Here is a 23,678-nt window from a genome sequence, read left to right on the forward strand (position 1 = left end):
ATATGGATGAGCTACGATAATATTGTGCTTTATATCGGAGATGACGTTAAGTCGGTAATGGAACAGAACGGCGTCCGCGAAGATGAAGTGAAAATGGTAGTGGGTGCTGCCGAGGAGAGCGGCCTTAAACTTAAGGAAGAGGAAGGAAACCGTTTTCTGGCCAAGCTCAAAATTGCCGATGTCTATTATTACGCCGAATATGAGCCGGAAGGCGACGGCTTTAGAATTATTGATGCCTACTGGCATAAAACATTTGTAACGGGGTGGTAACATGAAGAAATATATATGCAATAAATGCGGGGCTACACTTGAGATTCTTGATTTAGACACAAAGTATCTGGAATTTGACGGTATGCAGGAAGGTTATGCCTGCGATACCTGCAATGAATGGTGGTTTAGTTCTAAGATTTCTAAAGTCATCGTCAAGGGTGAAGGCGACTGCGAGGCTAAGATGGAATAATAGCAGTCCATAAAGAGAACATAATGGCCGGCAAGAGGGACCCCCTCTTACCGGCCATATTACCCATTCTATGCTGGGCACCGATCTCACCAAGATGCATTCATTAGACACGCCGAAACATAAAGGAGAAGCTTATGACGAATCAGATACTTGCCGGCAGACGCAGCCTTTGTCCCATCTGTTTAACACAACTGGATGCAGCGGTCGTGCAACGTGGGGAAGATGTTTTTCTTGAAAAAACCTGTCCGGAACATGGTTTCTTTTCAACGATTATCTGGCGCGGAGATACCCCGTCCTGGACGAACTGGAATTCACCAGACGAGCCGCACAGCCCACCCAAGCATCACACCCAAAAAGAGAAGGGATGCCCGCTGGACTGCGGTCTCTGTCCTGATCATACCGCACATACCTGCACGATACTCTTCGAGGTTACGGAACGCTGTAATCTCGGCTGTCCGGTTTGTTTTGCCCATTCAGGGGAATTATCCGTCCCGGATATCGCGTTGGGTCAAGTAAAAAAGGTTTTTCAAGGGATTATTGCAGCCGGAGGACCTTATCCGCTGCAGCTGTCAGGCGGCGAGCCCACAGTCCGAGATGATCTTCCGAAGATTGTAGCACTGGCCAAAGAGCTGGGTTTCCCGCATGTTCAGATCAATACCAACGGTCTGAGAATCGCTGAAAATATTAGCTATCTTCATTCCTTGAAGGAGGCTGGCACCGATCTCATCTATTTACAGATGGACGGCACGGATGATGGTGTTTACCGGCAGATACGCGGACGAGCATTAGCCGATGTTAAGCGGAAGGCGTTGGAAAACTGCACTGCTGTCCGTATCGGTGTTCAGCTGGTTCCCACAATGATCCGCGGCGTCAATGACCATCAACTGGGAGCAATTGTCGAGCTGGCCAAAGAGTTTATGCCCACGGTCAAGGGAATCCATTTTCAGCCGGTAAGTTATTTCGGCCGTTTTTTACCCATGCCTTCCAATGAGACTCGTATGACTATACCGGATGTTCTGCATGGTCTGGAGGTCCAGACCGGCGGTGAACTTAAGGCCGAACACTATCTGCCTCGGCGTAAGCATGATGCGCATTGCGGATTTTCTGCTTTCTATATCTTGGGGGAAGACGGTGTTCTTCGTTCCGCCACCCATTTCTACCCTGCCAAGCCGGCATCCAAACGATCGGAGATGACCCCGGCTGAGCATGTAAGGAAATTCATCACCAGCCACAGCCGTTTTATCGAAGACGATCCCAGTGAATGTGAATGTATGCGGACAGCACGGTTGAATAAGGCTTTGGCCCGTGCTCAGAAGTATAGTTTGTCCATTTCCGGCATGCCCTTTATGGATGCCTGGACTATCGACTTGGAACGCCTAAAAAACTGCTGTGTCCATGTCGCGCGTCCTGACGGACGGATCATACCTTTCTGCGCCAATTATCTTACGAATAGGGAGGGTGTAAAACTCTATGATTAATGACGAAATAAGAATCGACGTAGCTATGCAGTTAAACTGTCTCAATTGCACGGTGTAGCCTGATCGCAGATCCTTCCTTATCCTATACTGAAGCTGCAGAATATCAACAACAGGAGGCTGCTATCATGAATAGTATAGAGGCTGAAGTCCTTCGGAACATCGGCAATATGACTTTGGAAGACTATCAACTGAAGTGTTTGCGCGAGATGATCCATTATGCCAAAGAAAACTCCCTATTTTACCGTACGTTGCTTGCGGACGCACCAGAACTAAATACGCTGGCTGATTTGCAGAAAATACCGTTTACTACCCATACCGATTTACGCAGCGTTCCTTATAAGATGCTTTGTGTTTCCCTCTCCGGTGTAGCCCGGGTATTTGCCCACTTTACCACCGGAACCTTAGGGGAACCTAAGAAAATATTCTTTTCCGAAAACGACGTTGAATGCATCGTACGCTCGATGGCTGCCATCACCGCGAACGTGATTGAAGGCGCGGGTATGGCTATTCCCGGTGCTAAGGTGGCTATTTACCTGCCCAACGTCGGACAGCCGCTGTCCATGGCGGAAATGATCGCTCGGGGTACTACCCTGATTGGCGGCGTACCTTTTATCGGTTCCTGCAAAGATAGAACCGAAAACCAGATTAATGAAATCGTGGAAAACCGTCCTCAGGTATTAATGGGTTCCGCTTTCCGCATTTGGCGCATTACACAGGTGGGAAGGGAAAGCTGTGATCTGCGCCAGGCTGGTGTGAAAGCGGTATTTATCACTTCCGAGTATCTTTCTTCGACCATGCGGACCCGATTGGAGAAGGCCTGGGGAGCCGAGGTGTTCCATCATTATGGTATGACGGAGCCGGGCTTTGCCATTGCCATCGAATGCGGCTGCCATACCGGTTTTCACTATAACGAAAGCGACTTGTATTTCGAGGTTGTTGATCCGGAAACCGGTACGCCGCTGGGTGACGGCGAAGAAGGGGAACTGGTCTTTACCTCTCTTCGCCGGGAGGCTATGCCGCTGATCCGATACCGAACCGGTGATATCGCCTCAATCACTCGGAAACCCTGCTCTTGCGGAACGACACTTTCACGGATAGGGACGTTGACCAAGAAGATAGGACTGACCTATCGTCTGGAATCCGGCGAGGAAATCTATTCCTCATTGTTTGACGAAGCTCTTTATGAATTGGATGAATTGATCGATTACCGGCTTTGGCTAAACAGTGAGAACGGCCGGGACCATCTGCACTGCGTTACCGAGATGCTCGGCAGCGACCCTTCGTATAGCGACCGGGTGCGTCGGCAGCTGCTAACCGTTCCAGCCGTCGCCAATGCAATACAAGCGCGCTTGATGTCCGAGCCCTCGGTAGAAATCGCTCCGCGGGAGACACTGCGGCGGGGCGGACGCGGCATGAAAAGGAAGATTGTCGATACACGATTTGAAGAAGGGGCGGAAGCAAATGGTTGAAATCTTAATCATCGGAGTAAATCCTCCCTGCCCACGCTGCGACTTGATAAGCCAACGCGTGGAGGAAATTTTATCCGAAAACAACTTTGATGAAATCGAGGTCACCCATCTGTCCTACGACCAGGCGGAAGCAATCGCTTTTGCGGCGAAGAAAGGACTTAAGGTGGGAACTGCCAAACACGTCGCAACCGAAGCCGGTCTGACTATTGATAGCGTAGCAGTAAATAGTTGCTGCAATGCGAAAAAAAGGGAAGAGGGTGAAAACACCCGGCCTGCGGAACTATGGACGCCGGAACTGGATCAACTATTAGCTGTTTACGAATATGAGGCTGAAAATGTTGGGTACCTGATGACTCCCGTATTAGCCGTTAACGGACAAGTCAAGCATCATGGCAGCGTACCCTGCAAATGCAAGATTGAAGGGTGGATCAAAGAAGCGCAATGAACGAACAAGAGATACATCAATTAGTAAGCGAACGCTACGGAGCCCACGCTAAAGGTGATGCCCCGGCTAAAACCGGGAACCTGCTGGACATGGAGGGGCGTACCCAAGCGAAAGCCATTGGCTATACGGAGGAGGACCTGGCCGGAGTTCCGGAAGGCGCGGATCTGTGTCTGGGGTGCGGCGCCCCCTTGTTTTTTTTGTCACTGAAAGAGGGAGATACCGTGCTTGATTTGGGCAGTGGCGGCGGCATTGATTGTTTTGTCGCAGCCAGGAGGGTTGGGAAAAGCGGCAAGGTTATTGGGATTGACCTGACGCCAGAGATGGTGAAGAAAGCCCGTAAGAACGCAGGAGAAGGCGGTTATACCAATGTGGAGTTTATCCTGGGCGAGGTGGAAAATCTGCCTTTAGCGGATAAAAGCGTCGACGCCATTATATCCAATTGCGTCCTCAATCTGGTTCCGGATAAAGCAAAAGCATACGCCGAAGCGGTCCGGGTACTTCGTTTGGGCGGAAGCATCTGTCTGTCCGACATCGTAACAGTGGGCAGAACCTCCCGCAAGCTGCGTTCTTTGCCCAAAGCATATGCCGCCTGCTTGTCCGGAGCCATTCCCAAACAGGAATATCTCTCTTTGATGGAGCAGGCTGGTTTTACGGATATTACGGTGGCGCAGGAGAAGAAATGGCCTTTCTTCAATAATTTCGCCTCGATTCAGGTGACAGCATGCTTAAAATAGACATGATCGTACCCGAGCCGCTCTGCCCGTCCTCTGACCTGCTCAAGCGCAGGATAAACGATATTATCGCCCTTAATTTTGCCGCTGAGGAAATTGACTTCGCCATCACTGTCTGTGACAATGTCAGCGTCTGTACTCCGGAAAAGGTAGCGGAACTGGCAGGGCATGAATCTGAGCTTGAAGTCGTAAGCAGAATACTGCAGCGCAGACGCGATACCTTAGAAGAGGTTTTCCATGCGGCTGAACTTTGGAGTCAGGAACTTGAAACAGCAAGGGAACCTTTACGCGAGGCCGCGGAAGGGCTGTCTTTGCTGATGACGCCGGTACTTAAAATGCGTGAGGAACTAAAGTGTCACGGCAAGTGTCCTAAACCCTGTGAATTAAACAATTGGATTAAGGCCAGTTTATAAAAACATGGCTCGGATAACAAAGAAAAAATGAAAAAAGGAACTTGGCCAATGAAAAAAGTACTGAAATGAAGAGAATACTGATCTGCAATATGAATCCGGCCAGCGAAGGTTTTTTTGTACCGCTGATCCACGGCATGTTGAAAAGCTTCTGTGACCAATATGAAGAGCTGCGTCAGAATCTTGTCTGGATGGATCCGGTAATGCTTCCCCTTGCACTCTCTGATCTTGACGCCCAATATGATCTTCGCTCCGTTGATGTGCTTGGTCTGAGTTGCTATCAATGGAATTATGCCTACCAGTATGAGCTGGCTGCCAGGGTTAAAACAGTTAATCCTTCCTGTACGGTAGTCGCCGGCGGGCCGCAGGTGGAATGGCGCGACCCCGACTATTTTACAAGGCACCCGTTTATTGATTTTGCCGTACCTGCCGAAGGAGAAGCGCCTTTTCGGGATATCCTTTGTGCTCTACTGCAGGACTTCAAGGAGCTGGACGGTATTCAAGGCACCTTGGTCAATCCGGCGCTGGGCCGGTATCCCTATCGGGTGGCGGTGTCTCTGAATCTGGAAACAAAACCCAGTCCGTGGCTGTCCATGAAAGACTTCTGGCGCCGTTATTTCAAAAAAAATGCCTACTATCATCTTGCGGCGGCGATTGAAACGTCCCGGGGCTGCCCGTATACCTGCGCCTACTGTGACTGGGGCAGCAAGACCAACCTGTGGATGCGCAAGGTCCCGGATGAGGTCGCCAAGGCGGAAATAGCCTTCATTTTGGGTGAGTTGAAACCGTGGTTTATGTTTTGGACTGATTCCAATCTGGGAATTTTTAAGCGTGATAAGCAACTGGCCAATTTATTTGCCGAGACAAAAAAAACCAGCGGTTTTCCAAAGTGGCTTTATTACAACAACAATAAGAACAGCTGGCAGATAAATCGGGATATTGCTGTGGCCTTTCGTCAGGCAGGTCTCCTGACAAAATATGTTCTCTCCCTGCAGCATCTGGACAAGGAAGTGCTGGCGGCAATCGGACGCAAGAATCTGCCTGATGATCAGCTGAAAGAGCTCGTCAAGGAACTCTACCGCATCGATTATCCGATTTTTACCCAGCTCATCACCGGCTGTCCCGGGGATACCTTTGCGAAATGGCTGGAGTGTTTTGCCAAGCTGATGGAGATGGGAGTTCACGCCGAGTATCGGGCATATCCCTTCAGCCTGCTGCCCAATTCCCGGGCAGGAAGTCCGGAATACCTGGAGGAATGGGGGATTAGGTGGATTGAACGCCCGGATTTTGTCGCCTATTATTTCTTAAAGGACAGTTCGCTTAATTGGGCGCTTTCCTCTAGCCGCTATGTGGTGGAGACTTCTTCCTATAACCGGGAGGAATATAAAAAAATGTGGCTGTTGTGCTGGATGATTCAAGCACTGCATGATCATGGGATTACCCGGCTCATCGCCATTGCGCTGCATCATGGGGGGCGGATGAGTTACCGGGATTTCTACCGGCTGCTCTACGGCTGGTTTTATGAAACAGAAACCATGCGCTTCTTCTCCCAACGTGTTATTGACCATATCGAGACCTGGCTGACAGCCCCGAAGGCCTCTTTACTTAAGTACAATGAAGCGTTGGACGGCATGACTGAGCCCGAGGAGGACTTGGTGCTTCACATCCTGGAGCACGTAGATTTGTTTTTTCTTGAATTGGGGAAGGTGCTGCAAGATATCTGTCCGCCCGATTTGTTGGCTTATCAGCGGGATATCCTCTTCAAACAGGATTTTTCTCCGGATACGGACTGTGAACTGGAGCTGCCCCGCCGCTGGACGGAGTATTTTGAGCGCTTTGAGAAAGACTCTTTTACTGCTCTGGGCTGGCCTGAAGAAGACGATCTAAGGATTCGCTGCCAGATAGATCTCTCTGTTTTGTCTTTCCCGGTCCCGGTTTGGTACAAGTCAACGGACGGCAAGCGCCGTGTTAAAGCATATTATGACCAGATCGTTCAGCATAACGTACCGGGACGCCGGAGAACGATCTTTAAGATAACAAGGCTTGTTCTCAGAGAACAAGGCTAAGTCAGATGTAGTCTGGTCAGGGTCAGCAATATGCCTTTGTCTGATTCCTGTTCTTGTAACAATCCATTAATCGGTTATTCCGACCATATCTTGCAGGTCTTCATTAGTTAAAATATGCCCAGACAGATAATCACCTATGCCAATAATTCTTGTGTTGATGCGCTGTCTTTCAATTAATCTATCGCTCCTCACATTATTCTTAGAAAAAAACATAAACAATATAGGCTGTTCGTTAGGCCTTTATTGAGCATGATATAAATACCTATTACTGCCTGGTATTTAACAGGCATTGCATAATGTTGTTCAATAATTTATTTTTTAAACAGGTTTAAGTGTTCATTAAATAAAGGGAGGTAAAAATAATGGGAGTAGACGGGTCTTACTATGCTGATATCAAAACTCCGATTGGAGTGAAGTCAGGTACGCTGACTCTGATTACAAACGGAGAAAAACTGGACGGTAATATGACCGATACAGACGGACATGTGGCTAATTTCCATGAAGGTGCTTGGGTCAAAGGAAACGAATTCAGCTGCGAGTTTAAAATGAAAGTACCTTTCAGCAGTGTTTTGGTTGTACTTAATTGCAGGATTGAAGGCGACAAATGTCTTGGCACAGCGAAGACGCCCTTTGGTCTCCTGGATGTTGATGGGACAAGAGTATAAGAATAAAATAAAGACAAGTAACAATAAAGGCCTGCAAAAAAAGCAGGCCTTTGTTGTTACTTGTTTTTTCTTCACGCGCCATATTATTTTCTTACTTATTTTGTTAAGAGTGAGGACCTTAAATTATTAGAGGTATTTTTAATATTGAGCTTCTTTCGGATATTCGATCGATGGAAATCGATGGTTTTACAGGATAAACAGAGAATATCGGAAATCTCCTTGGTTGTTTTTCCCATTCGTATAAATTCGGCAATTTGAATTTCTCTATGAGTCAGATTACAGTTATCGGTTTCTAGCCACGTACAAATAGGTTTCATAATTGATTTTAGATTCGATTCCAAAACATTCATTGTCTTGAGCTGACGTTCAGTGAGGTGACTGCATTTTAGTAAATCTAATAAGGGGAAGACCATTTCTTCCATGTTGAGGTAATAAAATTTTTGGACCTCCTCCGATTTTTCATTTATTTTGTTTAAAAGCACGTCCAGTGTTACTTTTAGATTATTATAATCTTCAGTCAGCTGATTCAATTTTTTCTCTTGATTATCATAAATTTCCTTGATTTCCACAAGATTAGTGATATCCGTTCCCACAAGAACCGTATGAGTTTCAAAGCGTTTAATTCTTAAGTTGACAAAAATGGAATCCTTATTGACGGGAGACTTAACTAAATATTCATCACATCTGAAAATTTCAACGGGTGCAGAAAAATTTATCATGCGGTCATATGTCATTGGTTCTTTTAATTCCGGGATATAAAAAAAAATGTCTTTTCCAAGCAGCTTGTTTTTATAAACAGAATGATCCTTAAGAGTTTTGATACAGGCACTGTTGATATCTGTTAAGCGAAGGTCATTGTTAAAAATTAAAAAATAGTCGCTGGATAACTCCATACTGCGTCCGCAAGGGTTCTCACAATGCAGGATATCACATTGTCCGGTTTGCTGAAATTGGCAATTCATAATCGTATGATACCTCCTTCGTGGACAAGCGTATTATAAATAGTATGAATAATTAAATTATACACGGATTATTCTTCAAATAAAACAATTAGTAGGATTTTGACCAATTATTGAAATAGATCATAGTATGTTACTTCAAAATATAAATTACGAACCACTGGTATTCAATACGAGTTTTATACTAGGATAGCATTCTATTAATCCCTTCACAATGACCAAATAATAGGTCTGGGTGGCTCAGTTTCAGCGCCGAGCAACGCTATTTATTACTGGGATAATAACAGGAATTACACGTGAATTAACAGGTATTGCTGCCTTAACAACTCCCTTTTAAAATTTTATTAAAATCAGGGCTATTATCGAAAGGTGCCCGAAAAAACCAAATAACTATATTGTTTTATTTGGAATAAATGCGTTATTTGAAGGGAGATAAGGTATGTTGATGAAACAGAGGAAGAATCGTCTGGAGGACGCATTGCCAAAATTCTCAGATTATCTCAGAAAATGGGCGAAAGAAAGGCCTGAACATACGGCGTTCATTTACAGAGATTCCGCAATAACCTATCACGAATTCATGAAAAAATCAGAGACGATGGCTAAATATCTCCTGAAAATTGGCGTTGGCCATGGGGATAGGCTGGCTTACATCATGACGGGGCGGCCGGAATTTTTTGTTTTTTACATGGCAGCGTCTATGGTGGGAGCGATTGTTGTGGGGTTAAGCACCCGCAATCCCGTCCAGGAAATGCTATATATTTTGGAAAATGCGCAGCCGAGTCATATTTTATGTCTGGATTCATTAGGAGAGGATAGATATCAGGAAAGGTTAGCCAAAGTTTTCGCACAATATCCCTTTTACGGCCAGATTTGGCTTGTGGAGGGATGTCGGGAATTACCGCAAGCGCATTCGTTTGAAGACATTATGAGTCAAAACTATGATGATTTTGCAGACGCTTTGGCTGAGAGGGAAAAGCAGGTTGGGTCTGACGACGGGCTCATTATCGTCTATACATCCGGCAGCACCGGCCGCTCGAAGGGGGCGCTGCTCACCCATCGTAATGTGATCAGTTCAGCATTGGTTCAGCTCCAGGAATTTGGAGCGCCTACGGGCTGTACACCGGCGGATATTTTCCAGCATCAGGTTCCGGTGAATCATGTCAGCGGGGCAATAGAATGGGGAGCAACCCCCATCATCGGAGGCTGTACTCAGGTGTTGACCGACGGATTCAAGGCGAAAGAGGTTCTGGAAAATACAGAAAAATATAAGGCTACCATCTTGGCTGGAGTACCTACGATGTGGACGATGATGTTTAACCTACCTGACTTTATGGAGTATGACCTTTCTTCCGTCCGTTTCTGCTTGGTTTCAGGGGCGATGGTTTCCAAAAAAATTGTTCAGGGAATGAAAGAGATTTCTCCTTATTGTTGTAACGGTTTGGGAATGACCGAAACATCCGGTTTTATGACGTATTCGGATGTGGGAGCAAGTGCTGAGAATATATGTCAGACTGTAGGCAAATGTGCCCCGGAATTTGAGATGAAGATTGTCGATAAAGACGGTCAACCGCTTGCTGACGGTCTTCCGGGCGAGATTCTCTATAGAGGACCGACCGTGATGAAAGAATATTATCATGAACCTGAGCTGACGGCAGCAGCCATTGATAAGGATGGCTGGCTTTACTCGGGGGATATTGGCTTTATTGATCAGAACGGGGATTTGCGTCTGTTGGGGCGGACCAAGGATATGTACATCTGCGGAGGCTATAATGTCTATCCTGCTGAGGTGGAAGAACAAATTGCGCGATACCCGGGAGTATCCCTGGTGGCCGTGCTTCCGGTTTCTCATGAAATCATGGGAGAGGTCGGGTGTGCTTATATTGTACCCAAGCCGGGATATTCACTGGATGGGAAGGGCATTAGGGAGTATTTGAAAGACTTGCTCGCTGATTATAAAATCCCCAGAAAATATGAATTCAGGGAGTGTCTGCCGCTTACTCCTCTTGGGAAGATTGACAAAAAGAATATTATCCGGTAAGGAATTATCACGGCGTTATACCAGTATGATACGGGGATTTTCTAACAGACTAACAAGCATTGTTGTGATACCTCTTATCCGCTAGCATAGATTATGGTGATAAGGAGAGCAATGCTTGGTGGTCGATCTAAGAAATAAAAGAAAAATTTAAGTCTAAGGAGATGAGAGTTAGTACCCTGTTGAAAGACAAAGTATTTTTCCGGCATAATTTTTTGTTTTTTGCTAGACTTTTGAGAGGAAAGAGGATGTCAAATGAACACTGTGCAATTTCTTGTGTTATTTCCGGTAATTGTAGCGATTCTCTTGTTGGTTATACGGCAACAGACCTTCAGAAAACTGCTGGTAGCGGCCTCAACCGTTATCTTAACGGGCGCTTCCATCTACCTGATTGTTCAATATTTTAATAGCGGCGCTGTTTACTTTGCGTTCGGAAGCCATTTATTGGACTTGGGTATTTTCATATTGGAAGTTGTTCTGGCCGTCGTGATCGCGCTTCTCTCCCTGAAGCACAGGCAATACCTGGCTGTGTTGCTGATGCTGATTGGCGCCGCATTGACCGTCTGGTTTGAACTGACTTACGGCAATCAAATTCACACCACCTATAACTTATTTGTTGATAATCTTTCACTGATTATGGCACTGATCATCGGAATTATCGGCAGTCTGATCGCCTTATTCGCCGTAGGCTATATGAAAGATTATCATCACCATCATGAAAATATCAAAAACAGAAGTTCGTTTTTCTTTTTTATTGTGTATGTTTTCCTCGGAGCTATGTATGGTTTGGTTTTTGCCAATAATCTGATGTGGCTCTATTTCTTCTGGGAAATCACAACGTTTTGTTCTTTTTTCCTGATTGGCTACAGCAAAGATGAAACAGCCATAAAGAATGCTTTTAAAGCGTTGAAAATGAATCTTTTGGGCGGGGTAGGCTTTTCCGGCGCGATCATTTTGCTGTTTACGCAGGCGCATACCGTTGAATTAAATCAACTTTCCGGTTTGGCCTCAACCGTTGTCTTATTGCCGGTAGCGCTGTTGGCCTTCGCCGGCCTTACCAAATCAGCCCAAATGCCGTTTTCTTCCTGGCTCCTAGGCGCCATGGTTGCTCCGACGCCGGTGTCGGCCTTGCTGCATTCCAGTACCATGGTGAAAGCCGGTGTCTATCTGATCATCAGACTGTCTCCCGTCTTCGCTTTTGTGGATGGCGGTTCAATGGTAGGTCTGTTTGTAGCTCTGGTCGGAGCAGTGACCTTCCTCCTGACGTCGTGTATGGCCATATCCCAGGTGGATGCGAAGCGCGTTTTGGCGTATTCGACCATCGCCAATTTAGGGTTAATTGTTGTTTGTGCCGGGATCGGAACGTATGAACTTGTTTGGGCTGCAATTATGCTTGTTATTTTCCATGCCATCGCCAAATCACTGCTTTTCTTGTCTGTGGGTACGGTCGAGCATCATCTCGGTGGCCGCGTTATCGAATTAATGGATGGTCTGATTACCAAGATGCCAAAAGTTGCAATTGGGATGGTGATCGGCATTGCGGGAATGTTCCTGGCGCCTTTTGGTATGCTGATCAGCAAATGGGCAGCCATTGAAGGGCTCGTTGCAGCCAATCCGATCTTGACAGTTTTTGTCGCTTTTGGCAGTGCAGCAACACTTTTCTTCTGGACCAAATGGCTGGGCAAACTGATTATGATTAAAGAAAAACCCGCAGATTTTACAGCCAAAGTCCCTGGGACGGAAGCCTTTACTTTAGGGTCCTTGGCTATCCTGACGGTTGCTATCTGCCTGTTGTTTCCACTCATCTCCAAATATTCCCTGGAACCTTTTATTGCTTCTGTTTACGGTCAAACCTACCTGCTCAGCCAAAGCAATGTTGCTATTCTTCTCATGATGATGGTCCTTGTACTTGTGCTGCCGCTGCGATTGCTGACCTATCGGGGCTTGAATTATAAACCGCAATATTTAGCAGGAACGAACGTAAAAGAAAAAGAAAAATTTTATGGCTCACTGGGCGTAACCCAGGAAGTGAGCATGAAGAGCTTATATTTGAACACTATTTTTGGAGAAGCTAAACTCTTTCCTCTCGGTGTTGCTGCCTGCATTATTTTGATTGTCGTCATGATTGGAGTGGTAATGTTATGAGTGAATTGAGTACCTGGATTACTGTCAATGGGTTGAGTACCTGGATTGCAGTCATTCTCTATATTGTGCTTGCCCCGGTTCTGGGAGGGTTGATTGCCGGAATTGACCGCATTATCAGCGCCAGAATGCAGGGGAGGGTCGGACCCCCACTGCTTCAGCCTTTTTATGATGTATTCAAGTTAAGAAATAAACAAAACATGGTTGTCAATAAACACCAAAAATTCTACATTTTATGCTTCTTAATCTTTGTCATCATTACGGGGTCTATATTCTTTGCAGGCGGAGACCTGCTCCTGGCGATCTTTGCCTTGACTCTGGCCAGCATCTTCCTGATCATCGCCGCCTATTCCACCAATTCTCCGTATGCCTATATCGGTGCGGAACGGGAAATGCTGCAAATGATGGCGTATGAGCCGATGGTGATTCTGAGTGTCGTCGGGATGTATATGGTTACGAAGAGCTTTAACTCTCTGGATATTGCACTTTATGATCAACCGCTGCTTTTCAGCCTGCCGGGAATTTTTCTAGGATTTCTATTTATATTGACGATCAAATTCAGAAAATCGCCTTTTGATATTTCCATGTCGCATCACGCGCATCAGGAAATCGTCCGCGGTGTGATTACGGAGTTTTCGGGAAGTGAACTGGCTATGGTGGAAATCGCGCATTGGTATGAAAATGTGTTTTTGCTCGGAATGGTCTGTCTGTTCTTTGCTTCCAGCCCGGTAATAGGCATCGTCTTGGCGTTGGTAGTATACTTTCTGGAAATCTTCATTGATAACAACAGTTCCCGCCTAAAGTGGCAGTTCACTCTGGGAAGTGCCTGGATTGTTGCTTTAGTCCTGGGAGTGGGTAATATTGCTTATCTGGCGTTCAGATAGCAGGTAAGCTGACTTAAATCTCTTCGGATGTGAATTTTGCAATAGGGGTGGAATCTATGTCTTATTTGCCTAAGTCTCCTTGGCTGGTGCATTACGATGCGTCCAGCTGTAACGGCTGCGATATTGAAGTACTGGCGTGTTTGACACCGCTTTATGATGTAGAACGATTTGGTGTCTTGAATATTGGCAATCCCAAACATGCCGACATCTTTGTGGTAACCGGTTCTGTTAATGAACAGAATAAATCCGTGATTCAAAACATCTACGACCAAATGGCAGACCCTAAAGTCGTCGTAGCCGTCGGTGCCTGTGCCGCTTCGGGAGGAATATTCCGGGAATGTTACAATGTTTCCGGCGGGATTGATAAAATAATCCCTGTCGATGTCTATGTTCCCGGATGCGCGGCCCGGCCTGAAGCGATTATTGACGGGGTTGTCCAGGCATTAGACGTTCTAGAAAAAAAATATCAACAGATGAGGAAGGTGGGGAGTTAAATGGCTGAATATACGTATTTTCCAGCGTTACCGGCGGATATTGTCGACCAGGCTGCCGGGTATGCCAGAAAGGGGTACCGCCTGATTCAGATTCATTGTACCAATACACCGCAGGAAATGTTTATTATTTACACCTTTGAAAAAGAAGATTTAACCTGTGAGAGCCTAAGAATGGAGGTTCAGGTGGGGGATACCGTTCCCAGTATCAGCGGTGATTTCTTTGGCGCATTTCTCTATGAGAATGAAATACATGACCTTTACGGCGTAAATTTCAGTGGAATGGCTGTGGACTTCAAAGGAACTTTCTATGAAACAGCTGTTAAACAGGCTTTTAGCATGACAAATACGGAAAACAACATTTAGGAGAGGGTTGGTCATATGGGCGAACGTACAATTATACCTTTTGGTCCCCAGCATCCGGTACTGCCTGAACCGCTGCATCTGGACCTGATCATGGAAGATGAGAAAGTCGTTGGGGCAGTCCCTTCGATTGGTTTTGTGCATAGGGGTTTAGAGAAACTGGTCGAAAAAAGAGATTTTCATGAAATGATGTATGTTATAGAGCGGATTTGCGGGATATGCAGTTTTATCCATGGACAAGGATATTGCCAGACTATTGAGGCGATAATGGGAGTGGAAATCCCGGACCGCGCAAAATACCTGCGAACCATTTGGGCAGAACTTTCCCGTGTTCACAGTCATCTTCTCTGGCTGGGACTAATGGCAGATGCCTTTGGTTTTGAAAGTCTTTTCATGCATTGCTGGCGGGTGAGGGAGAAAATACTCGATATATTTGAAGAGACGACAGGTGGTCGCGTAATCTTCAGTGTCTGCAAAGTGGGGGGCGTCTGGAAAGATATTAATAATGCCACTTTGACAAGAATCGTCAGTACGCTGCACGTTGTAGAAAAGGAAACCAAAGAATTGGCTAAGGTTTTTATCAAAGATTACACGGTGCAAAAACGTACGCGAGGTGTAGGCGTTCTTACTTACAAGGAAGCGTTTGATTTAGGTGCTGTCGGACCGACCTTAAGGGGCAGCGGTGTTCGGCAGGATTTGCGTCAATTGGGTTATGCCGCATACGGTGAATTGGATTTCGAGCCTGTCGTGGAGATAGACGGCGATTGCTACGCCCGTACAGTGGTCCGTGTCCGGGAAGTATTTCAATCTTTTGATTTGATTTATCAGGCTGTAGGAAAGATTCCCGACGGTGATATTGAGGTCAAAGTAAAAGGAAACCCTAACGGCGAATATCTGTCCAGGCTCGAACAGCCAAGGGGTCAGGTTATTTACTACGGCAAAGCAAACGGAACCAAGTATTTGGATAGATTTCGGGTCCGGACACCGACCTTTGCTAATATTGCACCTTTACTAAAGATGCTTCCTGGTGCCGACCTAGCAGATGTTCCCATTCTGGCGCTGACAATTGATCCCTGTATTAGCTGTACGGAAAGGTAGGGTAAACATGGCTTTAAACTTAATGGCAAAAACTGTTATGAAGAGTTTATTTAGTAAACCGGCAACAGCGATGTATCCAGTCATAAAAAATGATTTTTTTCCCAATACGCGTGGTAACATTCAACTAGATACTAATCTTTGCATATTCTGCGGAATCTGCAGCAAACGGTGTCCGACAGGAGCCATTGAAGTCAACAAATCAGATTTAAAATGGGAAATTGACCGGACTCGCTGTATTGTGTGTAATTTTTGTGTTGAAGTCTGTCCGAAAAAGTGTCTGACAACACAGCAACAGTATACTGCACCAATGACGGATATAGCTGGTAGAATAGCGACTTCCTATAAACGCGATGTTAATTTGGGAAGGTCATAAAAACAATTTACTTTTTGACGGCCTTTGCAGCTTGAGAGTCATAAAGTATCTCTCTCTCAAAGAAAGAGGGATACCATAGTGTCGGGTTATAATTCTTGCTGTTGGGCTTCAATGATGCTAGCGTTTTTTTGCTCTTTGTAAATTGAATTTGGAGGGATTTCACCTGGCACTATGGTCATTTTAAATGTCATAAAAATTTTTTATTGACAAGAGATATATAATGATATTATTATAAGCATATAAAATAATTAAATAACTGAGGATTAAATGCGAAAAAAAGGACTAGTTGAAAGAGTTTGTACTTATAATAAAGCAATATCAGAGCCGCAGCGGATGAAAATGATAAAAATCATTGGCTCTAAACCAAAACATACCATGACGGTCAGCGATATTGCCGCTATTCTTGGCATTTCGCAGCCGGCCGCAACCAACCATCTGAAAATACTGCATGCTGCAGATCTGGTAGAAAGAACACGTATTGGTACAAGTGTCTTTTATTCCCTGAACAACGACGCTGTTGCAGATTATAAACAGCTCATGGAACATGCATTTATCAAAGCTTACACGCCTTGTCCCAATAATTTTCAATGCAACGAATGTGAATATGCCGAAACCTGTTATTAACTGCGTCAGATAGTATTCATAGTGCCTTAGGTTTACAAAAAAGTGGGTAAACCAATTTTTTTAATCCCAATTATAACCATATTGTTATACTTTTATAAGTGGTAATTTTTATGCAATTATATCAAAAAAATATCAAGGAGGTTAGGTTGTTATGAGTAACTTTGACACAGAAACCATCATCGTTGGCGGCGGCGCTGCGGGGATGTCCTGCGCTTATGGGCTACGAAAGGAGAACAGTGCATATACCCTGATTTGCGACCGCATGGGCGGGCGGATCATGTATGATCCTAAGCTTGACATGAATTATGGCGCTGTTTTTTATTTTGGGAACTACCATCATATGTTGGGCTCGGGGATTTTGACACCCGGACCCGATGTTCTTCCGAGTTTGCGCCAGGGATGCTGCCATCCGGATGATCACACGCAATTCGCGGCACTCTCAGCGCACACCCTGGGGCATGCTGGCAGTCTGTTGAAGTTTCAGCGCTATATGAAGAAGAAATTCTTACCTCATTATGAAAAGTTCAAGAAAGAGTGTGAAACCCGGGAAGTCGCATCTGTTCTCAAGGACGATCCCTTCATGAGCGATCTGTTTTACAAAACAGCGGATAAGATGATTGCGGAGGTCGGTTTTCAGAAAATTGCCGATGACCTTGTGAGCCAATTTGCCCATGGGTGCACAGGTACACCAATTAAGAAGCTTTCCGCACTGGATTACCTGAATTGTGTCCAGGCGTTGGTTATGGATTTGAAGCGTTTTCGTTTTGAAGCGGATCGCATAACCCGTGAACTGTCCGAGAAAAATGGCAAAGTTGTTTTTGATATGGTGAACACCGTTGAGAAGATCGAGGGCGGCTGGCGTGTCTCTACAGCCAATGGCAACTCTTTCACAGCAAAGTATCTTGTGATGGCTACTCCCGCCGATGTAACCAGAGACTTGCTCGGCACTGTTAAGGAAGTAGAACCCTTGAAAATTAGAAATGCATCCGTATTGCATGCTTATCTAATTAAAGGGGAAATGAAAGCGCGCTACAGGAAGCACATCGTGCATATCTTTAATGATGCGATCCCCATTATTTTTACCGCGCGAAAACGTCCGGGCATCTACGAAATATTTACCGAAATACCTTTCGAGAAGCACTTTGACACGTATTTCGATGGATGGGAAGTATTGGGACATAAGTATTTTGAGCATGCGCTGTTTACAAACCCGAACTTGGTACTTCCTCAAAACCTGGCGCCCGGGTTGATCATGGCAGGCGATCATAATGGCCTGGGAATGGAGCCTGCAGCGATCAGCGGTGTGTATGCCGCCAACAAAATACTTGGCAAAACCCTGGACTAAAGCTGTATTACAGAAATCTAAACTATGAAAAAGGAGTACAGCAAAAGGAATTTATTTGCCGACAGAATCACCCGACGACTAATGGTTAGGTCTGGAACCGACGAAATAAATCAATCAGAAAATAATAATGCTCATGAAGAAATATAAGTTAAATATAATCACGGCAATGGAGGAGAAATTTAATGCGTTCAATACTCTCTTTTATCGATATTCATACGGGATGGTTTGTCTTGATTTGCATCGTTATTCTTGGGATTTTGATTGTAGCAGGTTTATGGAAATATGGTTTAGGACTTCCCTTGACAGAGAAAGAAAAAAAGATGCATTTACCCGGAGATGAATTACTGGGTGATAAAAAAGATCCAAGTATGCGGCTTCAATTAGCGATCACGATTAATGCACCCCGTGAAAAAGTTTGGCCTTATTTAGCCCAGCTTGGTCAGCGCCGGGCCGGATTCTACAGTTTCGGCGTTCTGGAAAGGCTCTTTACCTTCCATATTTATAATACCTATTCCGTTGTCGATGAGTGGCAGAATATGTATCCCGGAGAGTTTATGTTTTATCACCAGGACGGAATCGGTTCCGAGATACAGCAGGTTAAACAGGGAGAATACTTCACCTCGATTTCTGATTCCCGTAATCCGTCCAAGTTTCAAGGTGCTATTGGTTTTATTCCGCCGTTTGCGATGAAATATTTTGCCTGGACCTGGAATTTTCATCTGCTTGATGCCGGGGAAGGCAAAACCCGTTTTATCACGCGCTGTGATTGCAGCTTTGCTCCTTTTAAGGGGTGGCGTAAGTTCTTGACCATCTTCATATTAGGAACACCATCTTTCGTGATGTCCAGAAGAATGATGGAAGTTATCAAAAATTGTGCCGAAGGAAAAATAAAGGACAAACGATTTTTCAGCAGATTTGGTACATCAGCATAAAATTGTTAGCTTAATTAGATATGTTTGTATAGGAGAGAGGCGGTAAGAAGATGGCGCAAAAGCCTGTTTTCGTGCCAAAGCCAAAGGGTCTGGGGCTCAGGAACTGGATTGTCGATAAAATTGCAGCGACGCCACGCAAGTGGAATGTGATTTTAAAGTTATTCAAACTGATTGTGATTGGTAGCAAACTAACAGAGAAGCCAATAATCGGCCCACTCTACAAAAGAATCATGATGTTCAGTCCGGTCGATAAAACGTATACCTTTGGCACGGTATTAAACCTGAATGTCGATGTCAGTGATGCTACTGAATCTGTGACCGTTCCAGCGGATTTGATGAAAAAGCTTATTCGAGAAGCGACAACCATCGTCTCTGCGAATAGCTGCCTATGCAAAGATGCAATGGGCTGTGAAACCTATCCACATGATGTCTGCTGCTTGTTTTTAGGCAAAGGTTCGCTTAGTATGGTCAAACATGACGTGGGTCATGTCGTCTCCGTAGAAGAAGCCTTGGCACGGGTCGATAAGGCAGCCGAGCTGGGGCTAATTGGCCAGGCCTTATGGGTGGAACTTGAACAGTATGTCTGGGGTGTAAATTGTGAGGACCTGGACAAATTTATTGAAGTGTGTTTTTGCTGTCCTTGCTGTTGCGTCGGCTTGAATGTAGCCAAGAATGCTTCCAGGGAAATTAAGGAGCGGTTTCGTTCTTCCGGTTGGCAGGCGCAGGTACAGGATCATTGCATTGGCTGCGGGTTTTGCGTCGAAAGTTGTGTACAGTCCGCAATCACAATTAAAAACGGCAAAGCGGTAGTTAACGAGACTTACTGTATGGGCTGCGGTATTTGCAAAACACATTGCCAACAGGGGGCAATAAAGATCGAACAGGTAAAACCGATGCGAGCGAGCGTTCAGGAATATTTCCTAGAAGAAGGACGCCTAGATATAAAACCATAAAGAAAAACTAATTTAGCAGCAAGGTGTTCACAGTTAACGCTTCTTACCTTGCTGCTCTTTTGCTCAAAGTAATAGCTGTAAAAATAATTGAAGTAACAATGATGAATCATTTGGTTGGGACAGTTGATGAAGTCAATGATTTAGCTAAACTGTCCTCGGAGATGATGGCGCTGGTGAACCGTTTTAAAATAATCAATTAGGTGAATTGACATGCATGAATATGGGGTTGTAAGACAGATAATTAATATTGTTAGTGAAAAAGCATTGCAGGCCAATGCGAAAAGCGTTGAGGAAATCACGGTGGTAGTTGGAGAGCTCACGGGATATGTTGGGGAATCCTTACAAAGGTACTTTGGCTACTTTACAGAAAATACACTCTGTGCGAATGCAGAACTTATTATCGAAAAGGTGCCTGCCCAATGGGAATGCTCGAATTGTCACAAGAATTTCATTATTAGTTCAGCTGGCTCTTTCGCTTGTCCGGTTTGCGGGAGGGATGGAAAACCTACAGAAATTGGCAGAGAGTTTTATATTAAGAGTACACGAATCTCTGTAAAATCGAGACAGTGATCAAACACATAACTGTAAATATAGAGGAATTTTCATTAAAAAGTAGAAATACCTATTAATATTGGAGAGATACATAAATGATAATAATCGTTAATGTGAAGTAATTCTTGAAATTAATCCAATTATATGAAAGGTTGTATGGTATGGGCAGAACAGATAAACCAAAACCGACTGTAAGTCCAGCAACAACCCGGCCTTTGACTAAATTGATAATACCCAATATACCGATGAGTTACTTGACCCGTCCCCGTTTAATAAAAAGCTTTCAGGACGCAGTTAAACATAAGGTTATACTCGTGACGGCTCCTGCGGGTTACGGTAAAACGACGTTTCTTAGTGAAGTTTTGAAAAAAACCGAATCTCCGGTTGCCTGGATTTCATTGGAGAAAAGGGATGACCATCTGTTTGAATTCTGGAACAATATCATTATGGCAATTCAAAAAATTTATCCGATTGGGATCGAGTCACAGTCTGTTCAACAAAAAAGCAAGAAATCGATAGAACATGCTCTTACAGAATTAATCAACGGCGTAAGTGAATTTGTTCCTAATCTCGTTATTGTTTTCGATGATTTTCACTATATTGAATCAAAAACGGTTCATGATTCAATTGAGTATTTCATAAATTATCTTCCTCCCCAAACCCATCTCATTATTTCTTCAAGAGTGAATCCGCCTTTAGCACTCAGTCGACTGCGCGGTCAAGGCCATGTGGCTGAGATCACAGCGGTGGATTTAAAATTTACATTGAAAGAGACCTATGGATTTTTGAATGATGTAATGAATTTTGCATTAAAGCAACCCATGGTCCAACACATTCATAACCGTATTGAGGGATGGATTGCCGGGTTGCAGATGATTGTCATTGCAATGCACGGAAACCCGGATATCAATGCCCTATTGGCAGCATTTCGCGGATCAAGCAAAAATATTATGGAATATCTGACCAGCGAGGTTTTAGATCAACAAGAACAACCTATCCGTAGGTTCCTGTTGGAAACCAGTATTCTGGATTGCTTTAACGGTGAAATCTGTGACTATATTTTTGAAAGAAATGATAGCCGAAATATTCTTGATACACTGGTTGAACGAAATCTATTTCTTCAATCCGTTGATAATGAAGATAAGTGGTTCAGTTATCATTCCCTTTTTAGACATTCTCTGAACAAAAAAATATCTATGCTGCATTCCGATATACTTCCTCACTTGCACAAGAGGGCCAGTCACTGGTTTGAACAAAAAGGAATGATTGAAAATGCCATTGAGCATGCTTTAGAAGCCTGTGAATATGAGCGGGCGGTAGAGCTATTTGATAAGATTACCGTCGTCATTATGGGACAGGATAAATGCAAAAAGTTCTGGGTTTGGTTTAACAAATTACCGGAAGAATTTACATCCAAAAGCTTATGGGCGAATATCGGCTGTGCCGTTGCCTGTGAAATGACCAGGGAAGTGGAACATGAAAAAAGGTATATGAAGACAGCACTTTCCCTCAGCAAGACAACCGATATTTCGGAATATCGAAACTCACCCTATTATGCGCAGCTTCTGGGCTCTCTCTATGTTATGAAAACAATGTACGCATACCATAATGGCGACATCTTACAAGCACTAAAATATTCCGAAGAAGGTTTAGCCGCTTTGCCCAAAGACGAAATTAAGGGACGAAGCGCCATACTGTGCGCAAGGGGGTTTGCTCTTTGGATGCACGGTGAACTTTACCAGTCATATCGCTGCTGCGAAGAAGCTGCAAATTTATGCAAGGAAGTTGAATACACTTACTCCGCAATATTAAATTTAACAGGTGTTGCTCATGCCAGATTTGCGATGGGGCATTTAAACAGTGCTGTTGCTGCGTGCCATGAAATCAGCAGATGGAGTATGCTTCACGGAAAAGAGATTTCATCTTCTTGTTATTCATATCTTCTCCTGGCCAGGATCCTCTATCAACGAAACTTACTGGATGAAGCGGAAGAACAAATTAACCGCGCCATATCGTTAAGCGAAAATGGTCAGGAAATGGTATTATGGTTAAACAGCCAAATGGCTTTAGCCAGGATTAATATTGTCCGCGGCAGGGTGGATGTAGCTATAGAGATTGCCAGCCAAGCAAAGACAGCCTATCAAATCGCGTTACCAAATAATCGATTTGCCGATATGTTAATGTCCCGTTTATGGCTGATGGTTTGTGATGAATCAACAGCGGCGGATTGTATTGACACTTGGACTGATTTGTTTTTCTCTCAAACTGCAGGATTTTCTAAAGAAAAGGCAATGGCAATAATATTAGAACAAGGTGTATATGAAAACGACTACCGCAATGTATGGCCGGAAATACCGCTGCTCAACTATGTCCGTGTAAAATTGGCTCAGGGTAAATTGGAAGGGCTGGTTGAATTATTGGAGAGCGTGCACCGGGATGTCGAAGCCAAACAATGGCGAAGTATCCTGCTTGAGACGATCATTTTAGAGTCATTGGTGTTTAATGCTACAGGCGACTTTAAGGCTGCCGTGACATTGTTGAGGGACGCTCTTGTTCTGGCTGAAAAGGAGAATTATCTTCGCGTCTTTACTGATGAAGGGGAACCGATGCTGCAGCTACTTCAGCAGGCTAAAAGAAGAGGAATAACCTCAAAATATATTTCTGAGATTCTCTCAGTATTTAAGATTTCCGCTGACATGCAACCAAACCAAATGACTGATAAACTAAACTCAATATATCAACCCCTTACTAAACGGGAAACTCAAATACTTCAACTGATTTGCGGTGGCGCATCCAATCAGGAAATCTCACAGAGGTTATTCATCAGTCTTTCCACAGTGAAAAACCACATCCATTGTATTTATAATAAATTAGATACGGACAATCGTGCACAGGCAGTTATTTTAGCCAAGGAACTTGGGCTTATAAAGGCAAGCGGTTAATGTTGTCTGCCAATACCCGTTAGTACCTCTAAAACATTTGTTTAAGCAAAGAATTCTCCTAATATCAAGCTGACTTCTAAGTCGGCTTTTTTTATTTCCAATACTATAACCAGCTTCCGTATTTAAAACAGTACTTATGGCAGTACTAAAAACAGTACTTGACCCGGTACTGAAGTTCATGTAACCAATGGAATTGTTTGATATATTGAATTTACAGATTGTTTGAATAATCAGAAAGGAGGCAATCGTCGTCGTATAGTC

At 44.5% G+C, this 23,678-nt stretch carries 24 protein-coding genes; 23 read left to right on the plus strand and 1 reads right to left on the minus strand.

The window, feature by feature from the left end:
• Positions 1 to 6 precede the first annotated feature (6 nt).
• From LPY66_RS08125 to LPY66_RS08165, 9 genes are all read left to right on the plus strand, one after another.
• Positions 7 to 270 carry a hypothetical protein gene (locus LPY66_RS08125; RefSeq protein WP_337987577.1) on the plus strand — a complete coding sequence of 88 codons (264 nt, stop codon included), beginning with the start codon at positions 7 to 9 and terminating at the stop codon, positions 268 to 270.
• A gap of 1 nt (position 271) precedes the next feature.
• Complete coding sequence (locus LPY66_RS08130) at positions 272 to 460, plus strand: DUF7479 domain-containing protein (protein ID WP_337987578.1); 189 nt, start codon at positions 272 to 274, stop codon at positions 458 to 460.
• A gap of 134 nt (positions 461 to 594) precedes the next feature.
• Positions 595 to 1,938: a radical SAM (seleno)protein TrsS gene (gene trsS, locus LPY66_RS08135; RefSeq protein WP_337987579.1), complete on the plus strand. Its 1,344-nt coding sequence runs from the start codon at positions 595 to 597 to the stop codon at positions 1,936 to 1,938.
• 125 nt (positions 1,939 to 2,063) lie between these two features.
• Positions 2,064 to 3,407 carry a DVU_1553 family AMP-dependent CoA ligase gene (locus LPY66_RS08140; protein WP_337987580.1) on the plus strand — a complete coding sequence of 448 codons (1,344 nt, stop codon included), beginning with the start codon at positions 2,064 to 2,066 and terminating at the stop codon, positions 3,405 to 3,407.
• Complete coding sequence (locus tag LPY66_RS08145) at positions 3,400 to 3,852, plus strand: hypothetical protein (RefSeq protein WP_337987581.1); 453 nt, start codon at positions 3,400 to 3,402, stop codon at positions 3,850 to 3,852. The genes LPY66_RS08140 and LPY66_RS08145 overlap by 8 nt, the downstream gene beginning before the upstream one ends.
• A complete protein-coding gene (arsM, locus tag LPY66_RS08150; RefSeq protein ID WP_337987582.1) occupies positions 3,849 to 4,586 on the plus strand; it encodes an arsenite methyltransferase in 738 nt (245 codons plus the stop codon). The genes LPY66_RS08145 and arsM overlap by 4 nt, the downstream gene beginning before the upstream one ends.
• On the plus strand, positions 4,574 to 4,996 hold the full coding sequence (locus LPY66_RS08155) for a hypothetical protein (RefSeq protein WP_337987583.1): 423 nt from the start codon (positions 4,574 to 4,576) through the stop codon (positions 4,994 to 4,996). The genes arsM and LPY66_RS08155 overlap by 13 nt, the downstream gene beginning before the upstream one ends.
• 65 nt (positions 4,997 to 5,061) lie before the next feature.
• A complete protein-coding gene (locus LPY66_RS08160) occupies positions 5,062 to 7,059 on the plus strand; it encodes a B12-binding domain-containing radical SAM protein (protein ID WP_337987584.1) in 1,998 nt (665 codons plus the stop codon).
• 362 nt (positions 7,060 to 7,421) lie between these two features.
• Entirely contained in the window at positions 7,422 to 7,724 is a 303-nt protein-coding gene (locus tag LPY66_RS08165; protein WP_337987585.1) for a hypothetical protein, read from the plus strand.
• Between the two features lie 95 nt (positions 7,725 to 7,819).
• Here the strand turns inward: LPY66_RS08165 and LPY66_RS08170 are convergent, their stop codons facing one another.
• Complete coding sequence (locus LPY66_RS08170; RefSeq protein WP_337987586.1) at positions 7,820 to 8,686, minus strand: helix-turn-helix transcriptional regulator; 867 nt, start codon at positions 8,684 to 8,686, stop codon at positions 7,820 to 7,822.
• A gap of 436 nt (positions 8,687 to 9,122) precedes the next feature.
• Between LPY66_RS08170 and LPY66_RS08175 the strand changes: the two genes are divergently transcribed.
• The 14 genes from LPY66_RS08175 (at position 9,123) to LPY66_RS08240 (ending at position 23,417) form a co-directional block, all read left to right on the plus strand.
• Positions 9,123 to 10,721, plus strand: coding sequence for a class I adenylate-forming enzyme family protein (locus LPY66_RS08175; RefSeq protein WP_337987587.1), 1,599 nt, complete (start codon positions 9,123 to 9,125; stop codon positions 10,719 to 10,721).
• A gap of 252 nt (positions 10,722 to 10,973) precedes the next feature.
• Positions 10,974 to 12,863, plus strand: a complete 1,890-nt coding sequence (locus LPY66_RS08180) for an NADH-quinone oxidoreductase subunit 5 family protein (protein WP_337987588.1) — start codon at positions 10,974 to 10,976, stop codon at positions 12,861 to 12,863.
• On the plus strand, positions 12,860 to 13,744 hold the full coding sequence (locus LPY66_RS08185; RefSeq protein ID WP_337987589.1) for a respiratory chain complex I subunit 1 family protein: 885 nt from the start codon (positions 12,860 to 12,862) through the stop codon (positions 13,742 to 13,744). The genes LPY66_RS08180 and LPY66_RS08185 overlap by 4 nt, the downstream gene beginning before the upstream one ends.
• A 56-nt stretch (positions 13,745 to 13,800) precedes the next feature.
• Positions 13,801 to 14,238 (plus strand): NADH-quinone oxidoreductase subunit B family protein, encoded by a 438-nt coding sequence (locus LPY66_RS08190; RefSeq protein WP_337987590.1) that lies wholly within the window; start codon positions 13,801 to 13,803, stop codon positions 14,236 to 14,238.
• Entirely contained in the window at positions 14,239 to 14,601 is a 363-nt protein-coding gene (locus tag LPY66_RS08195; protein ID WP_337987591.1) for an NADH-quinone oxidoreductase subunit C, read from the plus strand. It abuts the gene before it with no gap.
• Between the two features lie 15 nt (positions 14,602 to 14,616).
• A complete protein-coding gene (locus LPY66_RS08200; RefSeq protein ID WP_337987592.1) occupies positions 14,617 to 15,696 on the plus strand; it encodes a hydrogenase large subunit in 1,080 nt (359 codons plus the stop codon).
• A gap of 37 nt (positions 15,697 to 15,733) precedes the next feature.
• Positions 15,734 to 16,069 carry a 4Fe-4S binding protein gene (locus tag LPY66_RS08205; protein WP_337987593.1) on the plus strand — a complete coding sequence of 112 codons (336 nt, stop codon included), beginning with the start codon at positions 15,734 to 15,736 and terminating at the stop codon, positions 16,067 to 16,069.
• 267 nt (positions 16,070 to 16,336) lie between these two features.
• Positions 16,337 to 16,693, plus strand: coding sequence for an ArsR/SmtB family transcription factor (locus tag LPY66_RS08210; RefSeq protein WP_337987594.1), 357 nt, complete (start codon positions 16,337 to 16,339; stop codon positions 16,691 to 16,693).
• Between the two features lie 151 nt (positions 16,694 to 16,844).
• Positions 16,845 to 18,038 carry an NAD(P)-binding protein gene (locus LPY66_RS08215; RefSeq protein ID WP_337987595.1) on the plus strand — a complete coding sequence of 398 codons (1,194 nt, stop codon included), beginning with the start codon at positions 16,845 to 16,847 and terminating at the stop codon, positions 18,036 to 18,038.
• Between the two features lie 182 nt (positions 18,039 to 18,220).
• Positions 18,221 to 18,970, plus strand: coding sequence for a hypothetical protein (locus LPY66_RS08220; RefSeq protein WP_337987596.1), 750 nt, complete (start codon positions 18,221 to 18,223; stop codon positions 18,968 to 18,970).
• 50 nt (positions 18,971 to 19,020) lie between these two features.
• On the plus strand, positions 19,021 to 19,923 hold the full coding sequence (locus tag LPY66_RS08225) for a 4Fe-4S binding protein (RefSeq protein WP_337987597.1): 903 nt from the start codon (positions 19,021 to 19,023) through the stop codon (positions 19,921 to 19,923).
• A gap of 23 nt (positions 19,924 to 19,946) precedes the next feature.
• A complete protein-coding gene (locus LPY66_RS08230; protein ID WP_337987598.1) occupies positions 19,947 to 20,123 on the plus strand; it encodes a hypothetical protein in 177 nt (58 codons plus the stop codon).
• Positions 20,124 to 20,133: 10 nt separating this feature from the next.
• A complete protein-coding gene (locus LPY66_RS08235) occupies positions 20,134 to 20,493 on the plus strand; it encodes a hydrogenase maturation nickel metallochaperone HypA/HybF (protein WP_337987599.1) in 360 nt (119 codons plus the stop codon).
• Between the two features lie 227 nt (positions 20,494 to 20,720).
• Positions 20,721 to 23,417, plus strand: a complete 2,697-nt coding sequence (locus tag LPY66_RS08240) for a LuxR C-terminal-related transcriptional regulator (RefSeq protein ID WP_337987600.1) — start codon at positions 20,721 to 20,723, stop codon at positions 23,415 to 23,417.
• Positions 23,418 to 23,678 lie beyond the last annotated feature (261 nt).

Origin of the sequence: Dehalobacter sp. DCM, from assembly GCF_024972775.1 — a bacterium.
Classification (GTDB): domain Bacteria; phylum Bacillota; class Desulfitobacteriia; order Desulfitobacteriales; family Syntrophobotulaceae; genus Dehalobacter.

What these genes read in the sequence shown, in the direction of transcription:
- LPY66_RS08175 (WP_337987587.1), top strand. Translation starts at nt 9,123, where the DNA reads ATGTTGATGAAACAGAGGAAGAATCGTCTGGAGGACGCATTGCCAAAA.
- LPY66_RS08125 (WP_337987577.1), top strand. Translation starts at nt 7, where the DNA reads ATGAGCTACGATAATATTGTGCTTTATATCGGAGATGACGTTAAGTCG.
- LPY66_RS08180 (WP_337987588.1), top strand. Translation starts at nt 10,974, where the DNA reads ATGAACACTGTGCAATTTCTTGTGTTATTTCCGGTAATTGTAGCGATT.
- LPY66_RS08225 (WP_337987597.1), top strand. Translation starts at nt 19,021, where the DNA reads ATGGCGCAAAAGCCTGTTTTCGTGCCAAAGCCAAAGGGTCTGGGGCTC.
- LPY66_RS08235 (WP_337987599.1), top strand. Translation starts at nt 20,134, where the DNA reads ATGCATGAATATGGGGTTGTAAGACAGATAATTAATATTGTTAGTGAA.
- LPY66_RS08160 (WP_337987584.1), top strand. Translation starts at nt 5,062, where the DNA reads ATGAAGAGAATACTGATCTGCAATATGAATCCGGCCAGCGAAGGTTTT.
- LPY66_RS08145 (WP_337987581.1), top strand. Translation starts at nt 3,400, where the DNA reads ATGGTTGAAATCTTAATCATCGGAGTAAATCCTCCCTGCCCACGCTGC.
- arsM (WP_337987582.1), top strand. Translation starts at nt 3,849, where the DNA reads ATGAACGAACAAGAGATACATCAATTAGTAAGCGAACGCTACGGAGCC.
- LPY66_RS08240 (WP_337987600.1), top strand. Translation starts at nt 20,721, where the DNA reads ATGAGTTACTTGACCCGTCCCCGTTTAATAAAAAGCTTTCAGGACGCA.
- LPY66_RS08190 (WP_337987590.1), top strand. Translation starts at nt 13,801, where the DNA reads ATGTCTTATTTGCCTAAGTCTCCTTGGCTGGTGCATTACGATGCGTCC.
- LPY66_RS08170 (WP_337987586.1), bottom strand. Translation starts at nt 8,686, where the DNA reads ATGAATTGCCAATTTCAGCAAACCGGACAATGTGATATCCTGCATTGT.
- LPY66_RS08185 (WP_337987589.1), top strand. Translation starts at nt 12,860, where the DNA reads ATGAGTGAATTGAGTACCTGGATTACTGTCAATGGGTTGAGTACCTGG.
- LPY66_RS08155 (WP_337987583.1), top strand. Translation starts at nt 4,574, where the DNA reads ATGCTTAAAATAGACATGATCGTACCCGAGCCGCTCTGCCCGTCCTCT.
- LPY66_RS08130 (WP_337987578.1), top strand. Translation starts at nt 272, where the DNA reads ATGAAGAAATATATATGCAATAAATGCGGGGCTACACTTGAGATTCTT.
- LPY66_RS08200 (WP_337987592.1), top strand. Translation starts at nt 14,617, where the DNA reads ATGGGCGAACGTACAATTATACCTTTTGGTCCCCAGCATCCGGTACTG.
- trsS (WP_337987579.1), top strand. Translation starts at nt 595, where the DNA reads ATGACGAATCAGATACTTGCCGGCAGACGCAGCCTTTGTCCCATCTGT.
- LPY66_RS08220 (WP_337987596.1), top strand. Translation starts at nt 18,221, where the DNA reads ATGCGTTCAATACTCTCTTTTATCGATATTCATACGGGATGGTTTGTC.
- LPY66_RS08205 (WP_337987593.1), top strand. Translation starts at nt 15,734, where the DNA reads ATGAAGAGTTTATTTAGTAAACCGGCAACAGCGATGTATCCAGTCATA.
- LPY66_RS08210 (WP_337987594.1), top strand. Translation starts at nt 16,337, where the DNA reads ATGCGAAAAAAAGGACTAGTTGAAAGAGTTTGTACTTATAATAAAGCA.
- LPY66_RS08140 (WP_337987580.1), top strand. Translation starts at nt 2,064, where the DNA reads ATGAATAGTATAGAGGCTGAAGTCCTTCGGAACATCGGCAATATGACT.
- LPY66_RS08195 (WP_337987591.1), top strand. Translation starts at nt 14,239, where the DNA reads ATGGCTGAATATACGTATTTTCCAGCGTTACCGGCGGATATTGTCGAC.
- LPY66_RS08165 (WP_337987585.1), top strand. Translation starts at nt 7,422, where the DNA reads ATGGGAGTAGACGGGTCTTACTATGCTGATATCAAAACTCCGATTGGA.
- LPY66_RS08215 (WP_337987595.1), top strand. Translation starts at nt 16,845, where the DNA reads ATGAGTAACTTTGACACAGAAACCATCATCGTTGGCGGCGGCGCTGCG.